At 28.6% G+C, this 18582-nt stretch carries 14 protein-coding genes; 1 reads left to right on the plus strand and 13 read right to left on the minus strand.

What is annotated here, in order from left to right; genetic code table 11:
* Positions 1–16 precede the first annotated feature (16 nt).
* From BUB01_RS02900 to BUB01_RS02950, 11 genes are all read right to left on the minus strand, one after another.
* Positions 17–421, minus strand: coding sequence for a hypothetical protein (locus BUB01_RS02900; protein WP_072985129.1), 405 nt, complete (start codon positions 419–421; stop codon positions 17–19).
* Positions 422–423: 2 nt separating this feature from the next.
* Positions 424–3276, minus strand: coding sequence for a VWA domain-containing protein (locus BUB01_RS02905; protein ID WP_072985131.1), 2853 nt, complete (start codon positions 3274–3276; stop codon positions 424–426).
* A 15-nt stretch (positions 3277–3291) separates the two neighbouring features.
* Positions 3292–5100 (minus strand): vWA domain-containing protein, encoded by a 1809-nt coding sequence (locus BUB01_RS02910; protein WP_072985133.1) that lies wholly within the window; start codon positions 5098–5100, stop codon positions 3292–3294.
* A 15-nt stretch (positions 5101–5115) separates the two neighbouring features.
* On the minus strand, positions 5116–5991 hold the full coding sequence (locus tag BUB01_RS02915) for a DUF58 domain-containing protein (protein ID WP_072985135.1): 876 nt from the start codon (positions 5989–5991) through the stop codon (positions 5116–5118).
* Positions 5992–5994: 3 nt separating this feature from the next.
* A complete protein-coding gene (locus BUB01_RS02920) occupies positions 5995–6999 on the minus strand; it encodes an AAA family ATPase (RefSeq protein WP_278337108.1) in 1005 nt (334 codons plus the stop codon).
* 61 nt (positions 7000–7060) lie between these two features.
* Positions 7061–7411, minus strand: a complete 351-nt coding sequence (locus BUB01_RS02925; RefSeq protein WP_072985140.1) for a VOC family protein — start codon at positions 7409–7411, stop codon at positions 7061–7063.
* Positions 7412–7485: 74 nt separating this feature from the next.
* Entirely contained in the window at positions 7486–8034 is a 549-nt protein-coding gene (locus BUB01_RS02930) for a GNAT family N-acetyltransferase (protein ID WP_072985142.1), read from the minus strand.
* A gap of 64 nt (positions 8035–8098) precedes the next feature.
* On the minus strand, positions 8099–9688 hold the full coding sequence (locus BUB01_RS02935) for a hypothetical protein (RefSeq protein ID WP_072985144.1): 1590 nt from the start codon (positions 9686–9688) through the stop codon (positions 8099–8101).
* On the minus strand, positions 9681–10619 hold the full coding sequence (locus tag BUB01_RS02940) for an ABC transporter permease (RefSeq protein WP_072985146.1): 939 nt from the start codon (positions 10617–10619) through the stop codon (positions 9681–9683). Before BUB01_RS02940 ends, BUB01_RS02935 begins: the two co-directional genes overlap by 8 nt.
* 12 nt (positions 10620–10631) lie before the next feature.
* Positions 10632–11558: an ABC transporter ATP-binding protein gene (locus tag BUB01_RS02945; protein WP_072985149.1), complete on the minus strand. Its 927-nt coding sequence runs from the start codon at positions 11556–11558 to the stop codon at positions 10632–10634.
* A gap of 1 nt (position 11559) precedes the next feature.
* A complete protein-coding gene (locus BUB01_RS02950; RefSeq protein ID WP_072985152.1) occupies positions 11560–13956 on the minus strand; it encodes a tripartite tricarboxylate transporter TctB family protein in 2397 nt (798 codons plus the stop codon).
* 206 nt (positions 13957–14162) lie between these two features.
* Here BUB01_RS02950 and crcB point away from each other — a divergent pair, with 206 nt between their 5' ends.
* A complete protein-coding gene (crcB, locus tag BUB01_RS02955; RefSeq protein ID WP_072985154.1) occupies positions 14163–14537 on the plus strand; it encodes a fluoride efflux transporter CrcB in 375 nt (124 codons plus the stop codon).
* Between the two features lie 165 nt (positions 14538–14702).
* On the opposite strand, the gene BUB01_RS02960 is transcribed toward crcB, so the two are convergent.
* Together BUB01_RS02960 and BUB01_RS02965 are read right to left on the minus strand one after the other, a co-directional pair.
* On the minus strand, positions 14703–16127 hold the full coding sequence (locus BUB01_RS02960; RefSeq protein WP_072985156.1) for an O-antigen ligase family protein: 1425 nt from the start codon (positions 16125–16127) through the stop codon (positions 14703–14705).
* Between the two features lie 649 nt (positions 16128–16776).
* The gene (locus BUB01_RS02965) at positions 16777–18423 is read right to left on the minus strand and encodes an LPXTG cell wall anchor domain-containing protein (RefSeq protein ID WP_072985158.1); all 1647 of its coding nucleotides are present in this window, start codon (positions 18421–18423) and stop codon (positions 16777–16779) included.
* Positions 18424–18582: the final 159 nt, after the last annotated feature.

The raw sequence follows: 18582 nt of genomic DNA on the forward strand, positions 1-18582 counted from the left end.
ATAATCTATATATTTTTTACTTATCTACTTTCACCTCAAAATCAATAACCCCATTTTCATTTATTTCTTTTATTCTAACATAAACAGTCATATTTTCACTTTTTTTAAAAGAAGGTACTATAACTTCATCATGCACAACTCCACTTTTGTCTAAATAGTAAATCTTCAATTGATTTTCTTTAAAATCTTCTTTAGGTTCAAGTTTAATATTATTTTGTACATTTGGTTCTATACCAGGTATACTTATATCTTCTGTTATATTTTCATACATAAGCTTTAACCCTTCTATTTTTTTATTAGTTTCATTCCCTATAGCCACATTTATACCTCTTTTATCTACAGTTATCTTATATCCTATAAACCCAAATACTAAAGCAGTAAGTATAAACCATGGTAAAACTTTTTTAATATCAAATTTCAAAATTAAACTTCCCTCCCATTTCTATCTTGTTTTTTCTTTAGTAAAGCTTTTGTATCTAAAGTATTTTTGCTCTTAGAACTTTCTTTTTTAACTATCTTCTTCTGTTCCTTATTTACCTCGATACTTTCTTTCTTCATACTATCTTCCTTAGAATCTTGTCTATTATCACTTTCTAGGTTTACTTTAGCTTTATTAATAATCTTTTTTGAATTTTCATTAGTTGGCTTTCCCTTATTCTTAGCCTTTTTTAATTCAAATTGTTTTTCACTACGTTTTCTAAATTTACTTTTAAGCTTAACTAATCCAAGTTTCTTAAAAACTTTACTTAAATCAATATTAAGTCTTCTATAAGCTACATCTATTAAAAATAATAACATAGCTAGTATAGTAAATAAAGTAGTTAAGTTAGTTTTTGATGCTTCATTCTTTATCTTGCCTTTAAAAATATCTTCAGCTGACTTTATAAAACTACCCTCAGCATCATTTACTAACCCTTCAAGGTTTTCATTGTTTTGAAGTATTTTATATTCTTTTGAATACTGCATAGCTAGGGCTGAACTTTTACTACTTTCAACACTACCATTTACTTCTTTACGCACATTGAAATTATAGAAATCAAAATCCTTTAGTTTAACCTTTGTTTCATATTTACCTGGCTCTACCTCATCTAAGTTAAAGTCTCCTTTTTCTCCTTGTGAACTATTGTAAACACCTGTAACCTTTCCAGCTTTTTCACCATCTTTTAGTGTATATTCTATCTTAGCATAGTTACCTTCTTGAGTTATTTTAAGCGAATTGTCACCATCATAATTCGTTATTGCATAGTCTACAATATTTCTCCAAAGCTGAAGATTTTTGTTCCAAGTTAGAAATTCTCCACTCCATTTCCCTGACATATCTGAAGTCCAAGCTACTGTTTTACCTAAGCCATATTGCCACAAGCTTAAAATAGGGTCATCCTCATCTGAACTTAGTACATTTATAGCTTTATCCTTTTTAGAGGTTCCTACATATCCAAACAGGTTTGGCATTTTTCCATCCTCTACAACATTTTTAAGAACTGAATGATTACCTGTAATCTTTGGCACAAAAGTTCTATTATTTAAGTAAACCTTAGTTGATAAAAAGATTTCCTTTGCAAATATTCTTGGAATATCAGTGTTAGTATCAGTATAATAACTTCTACCCTTACTATCCTCTGCTAAAATACCTAACATTCTTCTATCTGAATCTTCCCCTACTGCTACTGTAGATAAAGTTATCTTATCATCATTTAATTTTTTTACTAAATCATCATATTCATGAAACTCATCTTGTCCATCAGTTAATAAGATAATATGTTTTATTTTTGCCTTGCTTTCCTTTTGAGCCTTATAAGCCTCTTCTAAAGCTGGATATATGGATGTACCTCCACCATCTCCAATTGAACCTATGGACTTTTTTATGGCATTCTTATCATTTGCCTTTTGCATCTTTACTACAAAATCATAACTATCATCAAAAGCTATTACACCTACATCATCTGTTGTTCTTAGGTTATCTATAGCCTTAGTTGCAGCTTCTTTAGCAAGATTTAATTTACTAATTCCATCTCCAGCACTCATACTTCCTGAATGATCTATAACCATTACTATAGATATTTCAGGTATTTCCTTCTTTCCCTTCATATCCATATTTACAGGAAGTATTTTTTCTAAGGCTGTGTCCTTATATTCTCCAAGTGCATAAGCATCTTCTCCGCCTGTTGCTATAAATCCTCCTGCATAATCTTTAACATAAGGTTCTATATTATCTAAGAATTCTTTACTTAAGTCTTCTTTATGAACATTACAAGTTATTACTGCCTTATATTCATTAAGTTCATTTAAACTTCTTGGTGCTGATATTGGTGTTATCTTCTTATAATCAACATAGCTTGCTTTAAGTAAACTTTCTAAACCTCCAGCATCACCTGGTTTCCCTTCAATTAATAAAACCTTAGATTTTGCTCTAACATTAGTATAAGCTATATATTCATTGTTTTTAGTTTCTGTATCTTTATCTGCTGAAAGACTTACTTTATAGTCCTTAAAACCTCCACTTAACTGCTTATCCTTAAACACAAAAGTATTAGTACCTCTTTCTATTTCAACCTGCTGTTCTCCTTTTTTCTCTCTTCCTGAGAATAATGATAACTTCCCTGAAGTTTTAACATTAGATTGAATCTTAACAACTATGGAGAATTCTTCCCCGAGGTTAATATTTTCAGGAATTTTCAAATCTTCTACATATACTTCATCCTGTTTTTGTTTATTTATCTTATATACCTTTAAAGCTACATTTTGCTCTTTTAATGAAGGAACTGCTTTTATCATGTCTCCTTCATTTTCTTCACCATCAGTTATAAGCACTATTCTTTTTCCACCCTGATTATCAAAGATTCCAAGTGCTGTATTTAATGCATTTTCTATATTTGTAGCTGTCTTTGTTGGTATTGCTGTAGCATCTTTAAAGTTTCTATTTTTAGTTAAAAATTGTTCTACGGCAGTATTTTCTCCAAAAGCTATAACTGCTGACTTATCTCCTCTAGGAGAATTTTCTATAGCTTCACTTATAAGTTTTTCTCCTTCCCCTTTAAACTCCTTAGCACTATCTGATAAGTCTAAAAGATATATTGTTGAATTCTCTTTAAGGTTAATCTTTAAACTTATATCGCAAAGAGCTAATGTTAGAAGTAAAAATATAATTATTCTTGTTATTAATACAGATTTTCCTTTTTTATTTTTTACCTTGTACTTTCTAGTTGTATAATATAAAAATCCAATTAGAAGAGGTAAAAGTAATAATGCATATAATCTTGTAACTTCAATACTCATTTTTATCCTCCCCTTCTAATAGCCCTTTTTATAGTAAAACCATTCTGCACCTATTATAATAACTGCAAGTAAGAGTAAATATGGTTCAAGCTCTAAGCCACCTCTTATATCTTTTATGGCTTTATCTCTTTTATCTATCTCACCCTGACTTTCACTACTCATATCTCCTTCTTCAGAAGCTTTAATATTAACCGTAAACTTTTCTTTTTTGACCTCTGAATTAACAGTTTGACTTACTTCATATATTCCTTGCTCATAAGTTTCTCCAAACGGCTTTAATGGTGTTTTTAATAGTAGTTTTACTGTCTTTCCACTTGGAGTTTTTATTGTTACATCAGAACCTATGGAACTTGCTTTAATCTCAACGTCTTCACCACCATAATAATTATTTTTAGGTAGCATTCCCTGATCTAAAAGCTTACTACTTAGATTATGAATTAAAATAGGAAAATCAGCCTTTAAACCTAAGTCACTTTTATGAAGATCAAAGCCTATAGCACAAATTTCTCTACCATCGTAACTTCCTTCAAAACCTAGAACTTCATCCTTATACTTAAGAAATGGTTTAGCTTTTCCTGTTAGATTAAGCCTTCTGTAGCTTTCTACTGAGAACGGTTCTTTTCCTAATCCAGCTTTATTTGAAATTTCTAGGTTATCTGTAACTATATTTACCTCTCCACCCTTTAAGCTTTCAGAAACCTTAAACCAAGGATTGTCACTAGGATTTATAAACATCACATTTCCGGAGCTAGGCATTTCTTTAGGAACTACTCCATCATAAACATACAAATCATATTTATCATTTGAATTAACATTGTCTAAACTGTTTGCTTTCATAACTTCTATACCATCTATAGTTTGAAAAGCTTTCTCTAAAAACACATTTTTCTCTGTAACTAAGAGTACCTTTTTAGAATTATTAGCCTTTACTATATCATAAGCTGAGTTATCGCTTATTAAATCATCCTTTTCTGATAATTCTGCCTTGAAGTAAGTACCTTTAAAGTCCTTAACATCAAAATAAAGACTTGTGCTTTCTTTAGGTTTTAATGAAACCTGTTTAACATCTACAAGCTTGTCATCTCCATAAAGACTTACATCGCTACTGTAATCAGAATCGCCTCTATTAGTTACCTTAACCATAACCTTAGATAAATTATCTACATTTTTATGCGCTACTAAGTCAATACCAGCATTTTTGCCTTTAGTACCTAGGCTTATAACTCGTCCATTTATATCACTTAAATCTATCTCTTTATCAGTTATAACTAAAGCTTCATAGCTTTCAAGTTGTTTTCCAATAGACCTTATAATTGATAGACTGTCTTTAATATCCCCTGATACTATTTTAGTATCTATGTTTTTTAGTTTTTCTTCTGCTATGCTTTTATCCTTAGTTGAAGCAATTTCAACCTTTGCTACTTTTCCACAGGATATTACTGTTATTTGCCCTCCAGATTTTAAGCTTTTTATATAATCAAGTCCTAATTCTTTTGCTTTTTTAATTCTTGTCTCTCCTTCATACTTTGAGTTCATACTTCCTGTATTGTCTATGACTAGAATTAAGTTTTGATAACTTTTACCTCCCCATTTTATAAACGGATTAGTTAAAGCTATTATTAAGGCTAAAAGCGCTACAAGCTGCAAGAAAAACATTATATTCTTTCTAAACTTTTCCCAAGGCGTTGTAGCCTCTATATTCTTATAGGCTTCCTTCCAAAGTAAATTTGAAGAAACCACTTGATTTTCCGATTTTTGTTTTAATATATAAAGTATTATAAGCAGGGGAATAAGTATCAAAAATCCTAATGGCCAAAGTCTCATCTGTATTCTCCCTCCTTAATATATTAAATCTTTCTCTGTAAAATTTTTAAGTATAACCTTATCTATCTCATCCTCTGAATTAACCTGAACAAAGCTACCACCATATTTTTTAGCTAACTCTTCTAAATCTCTAGTGTATTTTTTCAAGGCTTCTTCATAATTCTTTAATAGCTTTGGAGTTACTGAAACCTTAACCCCTTCATTAGTTTCAGAATCTATTAGATTTAAAACTCCATAAAGCTCTGGTTCTCTTTCTTCTTTAGAAAGTATTTGCACAAGTATTATGGACTGTTTTTTATAACTAAGATATTTAACAGCTTCTTCTATCTTTTCTAAAGAACCTTGTGTGAAAAAGTCAGATATAACTATACTAACTCCTCTACCTTTAATATTCTTTTTCAAAATAGCCGAACTTAAATCTGTAGCTCCATTAAACTCAGTTTGACTAAGTTCCTTTAAAAGCCTTTGAAATGCTAGCTTTCCTGAGGCTGCTTTAGTTGTTTCTATTTTAGTGTTTAATATATTTACATAAACCCTATCTAAATTATTAAGTACTACATAAGATAGTGAGGCAGCTATTTTAAGTGCCATATGACTTTTATTAGCCTCACCATAATCCATAGACTTACTTGTATCTAAAAAGATATTAAATATAGCTTCCCTTTCTTCCATAAAAAGCTTAACAAAAAGCTTATCAAAACGACCATAAGCATTCCAATCTATTCTTCTAAAATCATCTCCTGGAACATACTCCCTAAAGTCTGAAAACTCAACAGAAACACCTTTTGCTTGTGATTTTCTGCCGCCTTGAGCTCCGTTTGATAGTCTAAGTCTTACCTTGAGATTTATATTATTTAATTTATTAAAAAAATCACTATCAAAACTAAACATAAACTACACAACCTTTATTTCTTCTAATATCCTTGAAATAACCATATCTGAAGTTATCCCCTCGGTAATACCCTCAAAATTCAAGAATATTCTATGCCTTAAAGCTGGATAAGCTACTGCCTTTATATCATCAAAGCTAACATTAAATCTTCCCTCCATGATAGCTCTAACTCTTGCAGTATTAAAAATAGCTTGGGCACCTCTTGGGCTAGCTCCTACATTAACATACTTTTTAGTAACCTCTGGTGAATCTTCAAGCTCTGGATGAGTTGCAAGAAGAACCTTTAAAGCGTATTCCTTAACAGGCTCAGCAATAGGTATTTCCTTAATAACATTCCTCATCTCAATAACCTCTTCACCTGTAACTACTCTGTTTAGCTCAACCTTCTTATTAATAACTGTAATATCCATAATATCCATAAGCTCATTTAGATTTGGAAACTTAACATCTAATTTAAATAAAAATCTATCTAATTGTGCTTCTGGAAGAGGATAAGTTCCTTCCATCTCAATAGGGTTTTGAGTTGCTAAAACCATAAATGGTTGAGGAAGAATATAAGTACTTTTACCTACTGTAACAGTTTTTTCTTGCATGGCCTCTAAAAGTGCTGACTGAGTTTTAGGTGTAGCTCTATTTATTTCATCTGCTAAGACTAAGTTTGCAAATATAGGGCCCTTTTCAAATTCAAAAACACTTTTATCACCTTGCTTTATAACTAAATTCGTACCAACTACGTCTGCTGGCATAAGATCTGGTGTAAACTGAATTCTTGAAAAACTCATATCAAAAACCTTAGAAATAGTCTTAACAAGTTGAGTCTTACCCAGCCCTGGCACACCTTCTAAAAGCATATTTCCTCCAGATAATATTCCCATAATAACTTGTCTTATTATATCCTTCTGTCCTATTATTCCCTTACCTATTTCCTCTTCACAAAGTTTTACCTTCTCTACTATTTTACTTATTATAGCCTCATTTATTTCCATAACCAAATTCCTTTCTTTAATATCTTGTATAGCTTCCGCTAACAGATTAAACTATCTTATGATTAATACTTATTTTATTAGATTATCCCACAGGAGTTGTGATCTCTATATGATTTCCCTCAGTATCTACAAATTCAGCAACCCAGTTATGCCCTATCTTCGTTAGTGGAAAATAAATCTCTAAATTTGCAATCTTACCTTTTAATACATTAATGTTTTCAACAGATATACTTGGTAAACAATTACTTCCAAATGTATGTTTTTCATTCATCTGTTCATAAGCAAATAAACCTAATCTAAAACCTTCTATATCAAAAACACTGTATATGTCATCTTTTTCAGTTACACACTTCTCAAAAAAATCTTCATAAAATTTAACTGCTCTCTCCATATCATTAACACATAAATATAATGAATTAATATTACAGTTCATTATGTCCACCTCTCAAAAATACCTAGCTTTAGTTTTAGTACACAATTCAAAGATATTATATTGTAATGATTAACTTATTGGTTATGTTTAATATAATCATCCTTAAACATACAATAATATAAAGTAGTAACTTCTTTATCATCTAATAATTGCAATTTTTCATCTTTGTGAAATCTATATTTAAATCCACACTTTTCATTTACTCTTTTTGATTTATTATTAAAGTCAAAATGCCCACACCAAATTAAATCTAAATTTAGTTCATTAAAACCATATTTGATTAAACAATTTACTGCCTCTGGAACAATTCCTCTTCCCCAATATTTAGGATTTAACACATACCCTATTTCTTTCTGCTTTAATTCAATAAGTCTATCATCTGGTTTTCTATCATGTAACCCTATACTACCAATAACTTTATTTTCTGATTTTAAAACAATAGCATAGGTAACATTATTTCTAATAAACATTTTTATGATTTCTTTACTTTCTTCCTCATTTTTATGTGGTGGCCAACCAGCATTAGGACCTACTAATTCGCTTTTAGCATATTCATATAAATCTTTACTGTCAGTTTCTTTCCATTCTCTTAATATTAATCTTTCAGTTATTAATCTTTCCATTTAGCTCACCTCATTTTTGAACCATTTCGCTAATATTCCACTTTTTTATAAATCACATCATAACCTATTGTAATCCTTCAAAATAACTCTTTATAGCATCCTTCATTCCTTCTGGTAATGATGAACTCTCTAATCCATCATAAGCCTCTTTACTATAATCACCTATAACTGAATCATAGTTTACAGATTCGCCTCTTTGATTTATTCCTGAATCTGTTTCTGTCGTTTGTGAATTTCCACTTTCATTTTTATTCCCCTTTAAATTTCCGTCCTTACCATTATTTCTTCCTTTTATGAATACTTCTTCTTTTGGTTTTGTTTGAGATGCACCATCTTTATTAAGTCCCTCTTTACTACCTTTGTTCCAGCCATTGCCTTGCCCTTGGCCTCCTGAACCGCCACTTCCTAAGGCATTGCCAGAACCATTTCCTGATCCATTACCTGAACCATTTCCAGAGCCTTCTCCCTCTCCAGAACCGTTATTCTTTCCATTTTCTTTATCACTATTAAGTCCACTACCTGAATTTTGTTCCCCACTACTCAATGATGCCATTTCACTTAAGTCTGAAAGGTCTTGATTAAGATCACTTTCATTGAGCTCACCATTCTTAGTCATCTCACTAGCTTTCTCTAATGCTTCTTTAAGTTTGTCATTATCTGCATTTAAAGCTGCATTCTTAAGAGCTTTACTAAGACTACTTTTGTCAGCTTCACTCATATTTTTAAGTTTTTCATTTAGATTCTTCAATGCTTCAGCTATTTTCTCTTTATCCTTACTATCTAAAGCTTTAGAAAGTTCCTTTGCATCTTTATTTTTATTTAGCTCAGTTGATATTTTATTTAGTTCCTTTAAAGCCACTGCACTTCTTTTTTCTCTGGAGCTTTCTAAAATATCCTCCCTCATTTTCGCTAAATCTTTTTTTGCTTCTTTATCCTTAACTCCTTGCTCTAGTTTTTCTAACTTTTTGTCTAGTTTTTCTAGAGCTTTTTCTAATTCTTTCTTAGTTTCTGCTGTCTTTATTTCCTTTTTAGCTTTTTCTATCTCAGCTTCTAACTCTTTTTTCTCTTCCTCTTTTAGATTCTTATTATTTTCAACCTTCTTTTTTTCTTCATCTAATTTTTTAATCTTCTTCTCTTCATATTTTTTAAGTTGATTTTTTTCAAAAGCTATCTGCTTTGCATCTGTTTTTACAAAAGCTCCAACTGAAAAAATAGCAAGTAAAATACATAAAACTACAAGCAAACTTTTATTAAATCTAATTGGTAGATTTTTTTTAATATCATATTTTTTTATCCTTTTTACAGTATCCTCTTTTTGAAGTATTGCTAAATTCTCTGTCTTTTCCAAAAGCTCTAAAGATGTAATTAATCTTTCTTCTAACCCTTTAGAATCTGATAATATCGCTATTTCTTTAATATTAGGTCTTTTTATTATAGAAATTATAATTGATATTATTATTGAAGATATTATAAAAAATATAGAGATATATTTTGCCTCATAAAAAGGCATAAAAAGGGAACTTATCATAAGAACAGATGCTAAGGCTAGTGAAACTATAAGTCCCACTAGCACATAATTTAATCCTAAATTCACTTTTATTCTTAGCCCAGTTTTCTTTAAAAAATTTTTTATTTCTAAATCTAACTTACTCATTTTTAGACCTTCTACTATTAAATTTATTTAACTTTTCTTTCTTATTATAAATATCACTATTTTCAACATTTTTTATATTTTTGCCTATAAATCTTTTGCTATTTAAAGGATTTAATCTTATTGATGCTAAATATAGAAATACTACTGATAACACCCCTTGAACTATAATATTATAAATCCAAGCATTTTTTATACCTATTAAACCATTTGTAGCACCTAAGATAAAAGGTAAATCACCTACTTGATTGTATAATATTGATAAAAATCCTATGGCTGGATTTATATATAACCAAAATGGTATTTCTGGAGACTTGTTACTCATTGTAGTACTAAAAATGTAACTAATATAAACTGCAGCTATAATAAGTGTCCCAAGTACTATAAAAAAAACTAATGCATAAGTCATAGCTGTTGACCCCTTAGTACTTTTAAAAAACGTAGATATTAAAACACCTATAGAACCTACAAATATTGTTGTTACTATAAGAAAAGATACTATTTTCAAAACATCCCCTATACTTACTCCACCATAAATAAATATTATTGAAAACATAGGTATAGTTGATATTATAAGAAGTATTACCTTACTCAAAGATGCCATAAGTTTTCCTAAAATAATTGAAAATGGACTAAGTTTTGTAGATAGTAAAATATCTAAAGTTTGTCTTTCTCTCTCTCCTGATATAGTAGATGCTGTTAATGATGGTACTATAAATAATAATAATCCTGATTCTAAACAAGCTATTGCTATATAGATATAAATGTAATTTTGTAAATTAACCCCTCTACCCCTTCCCGTAAAACTTGTTCCATAAAACATAGCCATAGTTACGAAGGCTACAGCAGCTGTATATATCATTACCATTAAGGCTGTTCTAAAGCTCCTTACTGTAAGCTTTAATTCTTTTCTAAGTACTGGATTGATTTTCATACCACTAACCTCCTATTCTTCCACATGCTCTGTTATTTTCATAAATACATCTTCAAGATTACCTGCCGTTTGTGTATAAGATAATACCTTAATATTTTGTCTTACTAAGTTATGAAGTATTGTAGCTACCTCATCTTCTCCACCTTTAAAAGATACTGTTAGATTATTTTCATTTATAAGAGTTTTGGTTACATAAGGTATTTCCTTAAGTATTTTAACTGAATCTTCAACTTTATCTTTAACTCTAATTTTGATAGGATTCTGTCCACTCACATTAAACATTATATCATCAACAGAACCAGTAATAACCATTTGTCCTTTTTCTATTATTCCTATAACTCCACAAATTTCAGCAAGCTCAGGTAATATATGTGAACTTACTATTATGGTCTTATCCATAGCCTTAAGATTCTTAAGTATACCTTTCATTTCAAATCTAGCTCTAGGATCCATTCCCGAAGCTGGTTCATCTAATATTAAAAGCTCTGGATTATGAACAAGACTTCTAGCTAAGCAAAGTCTTTGCTTCATCCCTCTTGACAGGCCATCTACATAACTATCAGCTTTATCTTGAAGATTTACAAGCTCTAGCAAATCCATACTTAAAGTTTTAGCTTCCTTTCCTAAAATACCATATATAGAGGCATAAAATTCCATATATTCAATTGCCTTTAAATTATCATATACACCAAAAAAATCTGGCATATAGCCTATTTTTTCTTTAAGCCTCTTATTGTTTTTTAGAGCATTTATAGAATCTACATAAACTTCCCCTGAATCTGCTGATAAAAGACCAGCTACTATTTTCATAGTAGTTGACTTCCCAGCTCCATTTGGACCTATAAATCCAAATATTTCTCCTTTTTCTATCTCTAAATTTAATCCATTTACAGCCTTAAACTTTCCATAAGACTTATGTAGGTCTTTAATAACTAACATATTATTTAGTCCTCCCTTTCACACCTATCATAGGAAGATTCTGTCTTTTATCATTATCAGTTGTCTTTACCCTAATTTTCAATTTATTATTGTTTAAATACTTTGATACATCCTTTAAGATAATCTCACTTTGTGTTAAATCTATTTTTTCAAATTTCTTTTCTTTATAATTATATATTTCGTATTCACCCTTAAATTTATCTCCAACATATTTATCAGCTGAATCTTTAATATTTAGACTATCCACATTTATATTGCTATCAATACTATACTCAAACTCCATATCTATACTTCCATAAAGTGTACCTGAATACTCATCATATCCACCTTGACCATCTTCTCTTACTATAGCTGGTGCAAAATAGTCATAAGGATACTCTACAATTCCATCCTTACTTTTAAAGTTAAGCTTTGCACTTGTGGTAATTAAAGTAGAATCATATTCTTTAGCAGCCTTTCCATTTACTAAAAGCGAATACCCTGAAGGCATATTAGTTATTGCTAATATATTAACCTTATCCTTATCTATAACATTGTTTCTATTAAACTCCATGAAATCGGCAAGCTTCCATTCCTCATCTGTTACTTCATTAGGCTTCTTAGAATAAACTTGTTGCATAAAATAACCTGTTCCTCTATGGTATTCACTATCTCCTTTTATTTCTTTAGTTTCTGTAGCCGAAAGTTTTCCTATCCTCCAAACCCCTTTACCTGTCATAACTAATATATTTTCAATATCATATCCAGTATTATTCTTTATAGTTCCATATAATTTGCCCTCACTAAAGTTAAGGTTACTTTCTATTTTTCCAAACTTACCTACACTCTCATTTGTTTCAAAAATTTCCGGTGTAAATGGCGCTAAATCATTTAATTCAAAGTAAGTTTTATTTCCTTCATAAATAACCTTTTGACTTATTTCATTACCACTTAATCCTCTAAGAGATCTAGGCCCATAATTATCCATATCATTAATCGAACTTAATACAACTCCTTTAGGTTCTTCTATTTTTAAATTTGATTTTCTAGGAGCCATCACCCCTATATAACTTTTTACTTTCCCATTTCCATCTTCATCAATATATACAAAATTGACCTTGTTACTTATTATTTCATTTATTCTTGTTGGAGCACCAGTAAAATAAATTACTACTGCAAAAATAATAGCTAATGCAGGTATTCCCCCCCACAAATATTGCCTTTTGTTTAATTTTCTAAGCACAAAATATCCTATGGGACCAACTAATAATACATAGATTACAAATATTATACTTAGTGTTTTAACGCTAGGCATTTTCATACCTGGCACACCTCTTAACATATCATTTAATTTATAAGTTAAAAAACCTTTATCAAACTTGCCAGACCTAGAATCATTATTTATAGTATCTATTATTACCCCTGCCCAAAGATCAGTATTACCTGAAAAACTTGAAATAGGCTCCGTAGCAAGATCAAAGTTTGTAATTATTACTGTTCCTTTTTCCTTTTTTACTATATTTATTAAGTTTTTACCATTTTCAGATACATAACTTTTACTATCATTAAGAGTCAAATTAAGAACTTCTAGATTTAAAGGAGTATTGTCCTTTACCTTAGCTTTGATACCTAAACTTAAAGTGCTCATTTTCTCTAGACTTCCAATTGTTCCATTTAAAAAATCATCCTTAAAAAGCTTTAAAGTTTTTTCATAATTACTACCTGTTCCTAAAATAAGATATCCACCATTATTAACCCAGGCTTTTAAAACTTCATATTTTTCCTTAGATATTTTAGAAGTATCATAATTATCAATTATAATAGCATCTAAACATTCTAACGTTTTTTCATTTTCTCCAATATTTTTCTCATTAAGCTTCACTAAACTTATTTCATTTATAGGTCCTTTTTGATTTTTTCCATCAATTTTAATATTTCCAAAATAACTTAATCCATTAAAATCATCCGTAAGAACACCTGTCAAAAGTTTATTTGCATTAACTCTTCCATTCGATACTGTTAATTCTTTTTCAACTACAGTTTTATTACTTGTCTTTAATTCTACCTTTACAGAATTAGAATTATTACCTAACGGTACTGCCATACTTACAGCCTTTTTACTTACCTTTGGAAGATTAATACTTTGACTATATAAAATGTACTTTCCATTAGAATCAGGAACTTTAATTTCTAAAGTTCCATCTAAATTCTCTCCTAAATTGTCCAAACTTATGTTAAGTGGTATATTTCTTCCTGTTTTATACTTTCCATCAATACCATATTCCACAGACATATTCACATTTTCTGTAGCCTCTACTGTGTATCTTACTGGTAGTATTGTCATTATAAAAATTAATCCTAAAAAAATTTTTATAGGTAAACTTCTACGTACCATTAAATTCTTATTTTTTAAATTCATTTTTACACCCCTTACCCATTTTTTTCAAGTTAATAAATTTATGTTAGCATACTTTTTATTTCATTACTATAATTAGATACAATTTGTAATAAATCTTTAAGTTTTTTTAAAAACTCTTAATTTTTTGTTAATAATTTATTTTTTTGTATTATAATATTTTAGGACACTTTTATTTAATTACAATTAATTTAGAGAGGTAATTCTTTATGCAAAAACTACTTTATGTTGGTATAGGTGGCTTTATAGGAGCGAGTCTCCGTTATCTAATATCACTAGCAGCTCCTAAAATTTTCGGAAATAATCTTCCTTATGGTACCTTAATTGTAAATATTCTTGGTGGAATTTTGATAGGACTTATTATGGAAATTAGTTTGACTACTAACTTAATCTCTCCAAACCTTAAACTCTTTTTAACTACAGGTATAATGGGCGGACTTACTACTTTTTCTACTTTTAGTTATGAAACTATATCCCTTTTATGCAGTGGTAGTTATATATTAGGCTTTTTAAATATATGTTTAAATCTGTTTTTAAGTCTTGGTGGTGTAGTACTTGGAAAATTTTTAGCTCATTTAAATTAAAAAAGTTATCTCATAAAAGTACTCTTACTGATTAAATCCAAATAACTAAATTAAAACTTAGATTCTCACTTAAATAATAAAAAAACTAGTATCTGGTTATATGAACTGCCCCCTGTGAAACACACAGGGGGCAGTTCAAAATACTAGTTTTTATGTTATTTAAAATTAATTTTTTCTTTCTTGTTTTAAACAATCCTCAAAGCTACCTTGAAGTTGATTTTTTATATATTTGCTTCTAGGATTTAATTCTTCTTTATTTTTATAATAAGTTTCTTGAAGCACCTTAAGTTTTTCTTCATATATAGAGTTCGTATTTTTAGCTTCTAATTCTTTTAAGAATTTATAATACTCTTTATAAACATCAAAATAAAATCTCTCATCTACTAAAAGTTCATCCCTTAACTTTATTGCCTTATTTTCATCTCCTAGCTTTCCATATATATAAGCTAAATTCCATTTTAAATTATTATTGTCTTTATAAATAGCTAAACCTTTTTCTAAGACATATTTATTTTCTATTAAAGCTTCCTTGCTTTGATTTTCATCATACTTAGCTTTATATATTCTTCCTTGAAGGTCAAATACTCGCCAATCATTAAAAGTTTTAGTGTTATTTAATATATTTAAAGCAGTCTCTTCACTGTTTGAATTTATTAAATACTTTGATAAAGCTAATGTACCTTCACTATATAAAGTCACTACTAAAAACAAAGCTATAATTCCATACACAAAGCTACTATATAAAAATTTAATATCATAAGAGCTTTTATCTACTTCTCTATTTTTACTGTTTAAATTAAATACAAGCATCATTAAAACTATTATCGTAGAATAGGAAAAGTCAAAGTCTAATAAGCTATGTAAAATGATAATTATAAATATTAAAGTAGTATGTATATCCTTATTTTTAATTAATATGTATAAGAAATATATCAATATACTAAAAAACGCTATCCCACCTACTAAACCAATATCATAACTTATTTGAAGTACTGAATTATGAACATATCTTAAATCATAAAACGCTGATTGAATAGCTGATTGCTTAAATTCAAACATATTTATACCATTTCCAAAAGGATGTTTTAAAACCTCTCTTATTACATCACCGTAAATTATAAGCCTTTCTTGAAAAGATCCATTTTTAAACGATATGTTTTTTATCCTTTGGAAAGTATTTTGTGATGATAATGTTACTATAACAATTATACATATTACAGGTAATATGTATAATATATTCTTATTTTTTATTTTGCTTATTATAAACTTATTTAAAAAGCTTCTTGTATAATATATAACCGCTATAATAATAGGAGCTATCACTAACCCAACAAAACCTAAACTTTCAAACACTACATATAAAACTATACCTAATATAAAGCTGAAAACTATATTTTCATTATTCTTATCTTTAAATTGTTGTTTGGTTTCATCTTTTTTAAAGAAGATATAAAAAATTATAAACATAACTAAATATACAAGTGTACTTCTAGAACCAGTGTATAAAATACCAATAGTTAAAATCACATTTATAGGTATTTGAAGACTTTCTTTAATATATTTAGTTAAATATATAGTTACTAAAAGCATTAGTGCATAACTATTTGCATATCCAATATTTCCATATACTCTAACGCCATAATAAATACCTTGATATGCTATATTACAGATACATAAAGCTGTTATTGAATATACTATTATATTTATTAATTTAAGATTTTCTTGAAAATCAATATTTGAATATATAATGTAATAAATAAAGAAGGTTAAATATGTATTCAGGCCTTGAAAAGATACAAAATACCGATTAGATAAACAAAAACTTAAAATAGCTATTACATTTAAAGCAAGTATAAGTATAAAACCTTTATTAATTTTTAAACTTTCTCTTCTTTTTAAAATATATATTATTCCTACTAAATTGATTAATCCATTTCCAAAAAACTCACCTGTTATTGTAATTGGTAATATAAATGGAATTATTAATAGTATTAACTCTAATATAATAACACCTTCTTCCTAAAAAATTGTCTATTTATATGTTAGTACTTTCTTATTTTTAGCATATCCAAGAATTAAAAATTGAAAATTAATTTTTTCTACTTCTAACATTTTCCTAATAAACTATTATAAGCTCTCAAAATTTCATTTTAAGCTATCACATATATATTCTTTTCTAAACTTATAAATCTTAAGAAAAATAGAGCAGGAATATATCCTGCCCCATTATATCATACTATTATGCGTGATGTCTTCTTCTTAATAAAACTCCACCTAATACTATTAACACTAAAGCACCTAATAAAACATTAGTAGTATTAATATTACTTCCTGTAACAGGCATCTTAGATTCAGTCACTTTAGATTGAGGTAATTTAGAATCTCCATCTTGTCTTTCAGCTATTACATATTTTGAGAAGTGAGGTGTTTTAAATGTTATTTTATTTCCCTCTACTTTTGTTTCCATTATCTCAAAAGCTTTTGTTTCTTCATTATAATAGAAAACTGCTAGTCTATCTCTATTTAATCCTTCTAAGTCAGCATCAGATACATTTATTGTAACTTCTGCTTGTCCGTTCTTGAATTGATGTATGCTAGTTTCTTTATCTCCATTTTTAACTATTAAATCAAAGTTGTACACTTTTTTTACACCCTTTAACTTGCTAGTTATATCTGAATTTTCTTCTACTTTTGCCCTTAATAAAACCTTAGCTCCATCAACAAGTAAAGACTTATCTATTGCTTCAAAAGGTAAATTTACAGTTGTTGTTCCTAAATCTGCTACTATACTACCTTTACCTTCTTTTATTGCATTTATATCTTGAAGTTCTAAAGTAGCTTCCTTAGTTTTTTCATCAAATTTAACTTCAATTTTATTTACATCATCTTTATTTTGTAATTTATCTATTACTATTGTTTGGTTTCCATTTGAATCTACAGGCTTAACCTCTGGTTTAATTTCAGGTTTAACTTCTGGTTTATTATCATTATTATTTTGATTTTCATCTCTATTTATTATAGTATATTGACCAGTCATATAATCATCTGTAAATGCCCATGAACTAACTATCATATGATTTTCATCATATACAGATAGTTCAGTCATTTTTTTATCTACTTGATAAACTTCTTTAAATGAATTATTTTCAAATTTGCTTACATAACCATCTTGCACTTTCCATATAACTCCGTTTTTATCCTTATATACACCTATATGCTGAGCAGCCCTGTTATCATTAAATTCTTTTGTTGCTAAATTTTTTTCAAATACTAATTTATCACCCTTAATTTTATATAAATCTAAACTTACATTTGATTTTTTGTCTTTGTGTATATTACTTTGAAGAATATATGTATCATTATTTACATCGTAACCTGCATAATAAAATTCTTTATATGCAACTGCATTATTAAAGTTATCACTTGGTACTATAGTATACTGTTCTCCTTCTTCTGTTGGTTTAAATGAGAAAACTGGTCTTGATTCTTCTATATATTCTGTATAAACACTATTTTTTTCTATACTTATTTGAAAATTAGAAGTATCATCACTAAATTGATTATTATCTAAGTTTAAAACTTTTTCATTTCCTTCTCTTATTTTGATAAGGTCTATTTCATTATCCTTCGCATCAAAATAAGTGTTATCATATTTGCTTATTTCTTTTCCCGCTTTAATTACACTTACAACATTCTCATGAACCTTATCAGATTTCTCAACTACAGAAATATCCTTATATTGATACATGTGTCTTAAGTAACCTTCTTGTGTTTCTAAATACTTAGGTACTGAACCTTCTGCATGTGCAACTAAGTTTGCTGGTAATAAAGTGACTGTAAATAAATAAGCCATACCTAAACTTAGTATTCTTTTCAATTTTTTCATCTCTTGTCCCCCTTATTATGGTATTATTTGAAAATCATTTATGATTTTATATTAAGTTCTAACTTTATTCAATTTATGTTTTTTATACTTTATCAATATTAAAACCTTTATTTTTTCGTTTCTCCTAATTGTAACTACGCTTTTTTTTCACAATAATAA

The sequence above is a fragment of the Clostridium cavendishii DSM 21758 genome (assembly GCF_900141845.1).
GTDB classification, from domain to species: domain Bacteria; phylum Bacillota; class Clostridia; order Clostridiales; family Clostridiaceae; genus Clostridium_AG; species Clostridium_AG cavendishii.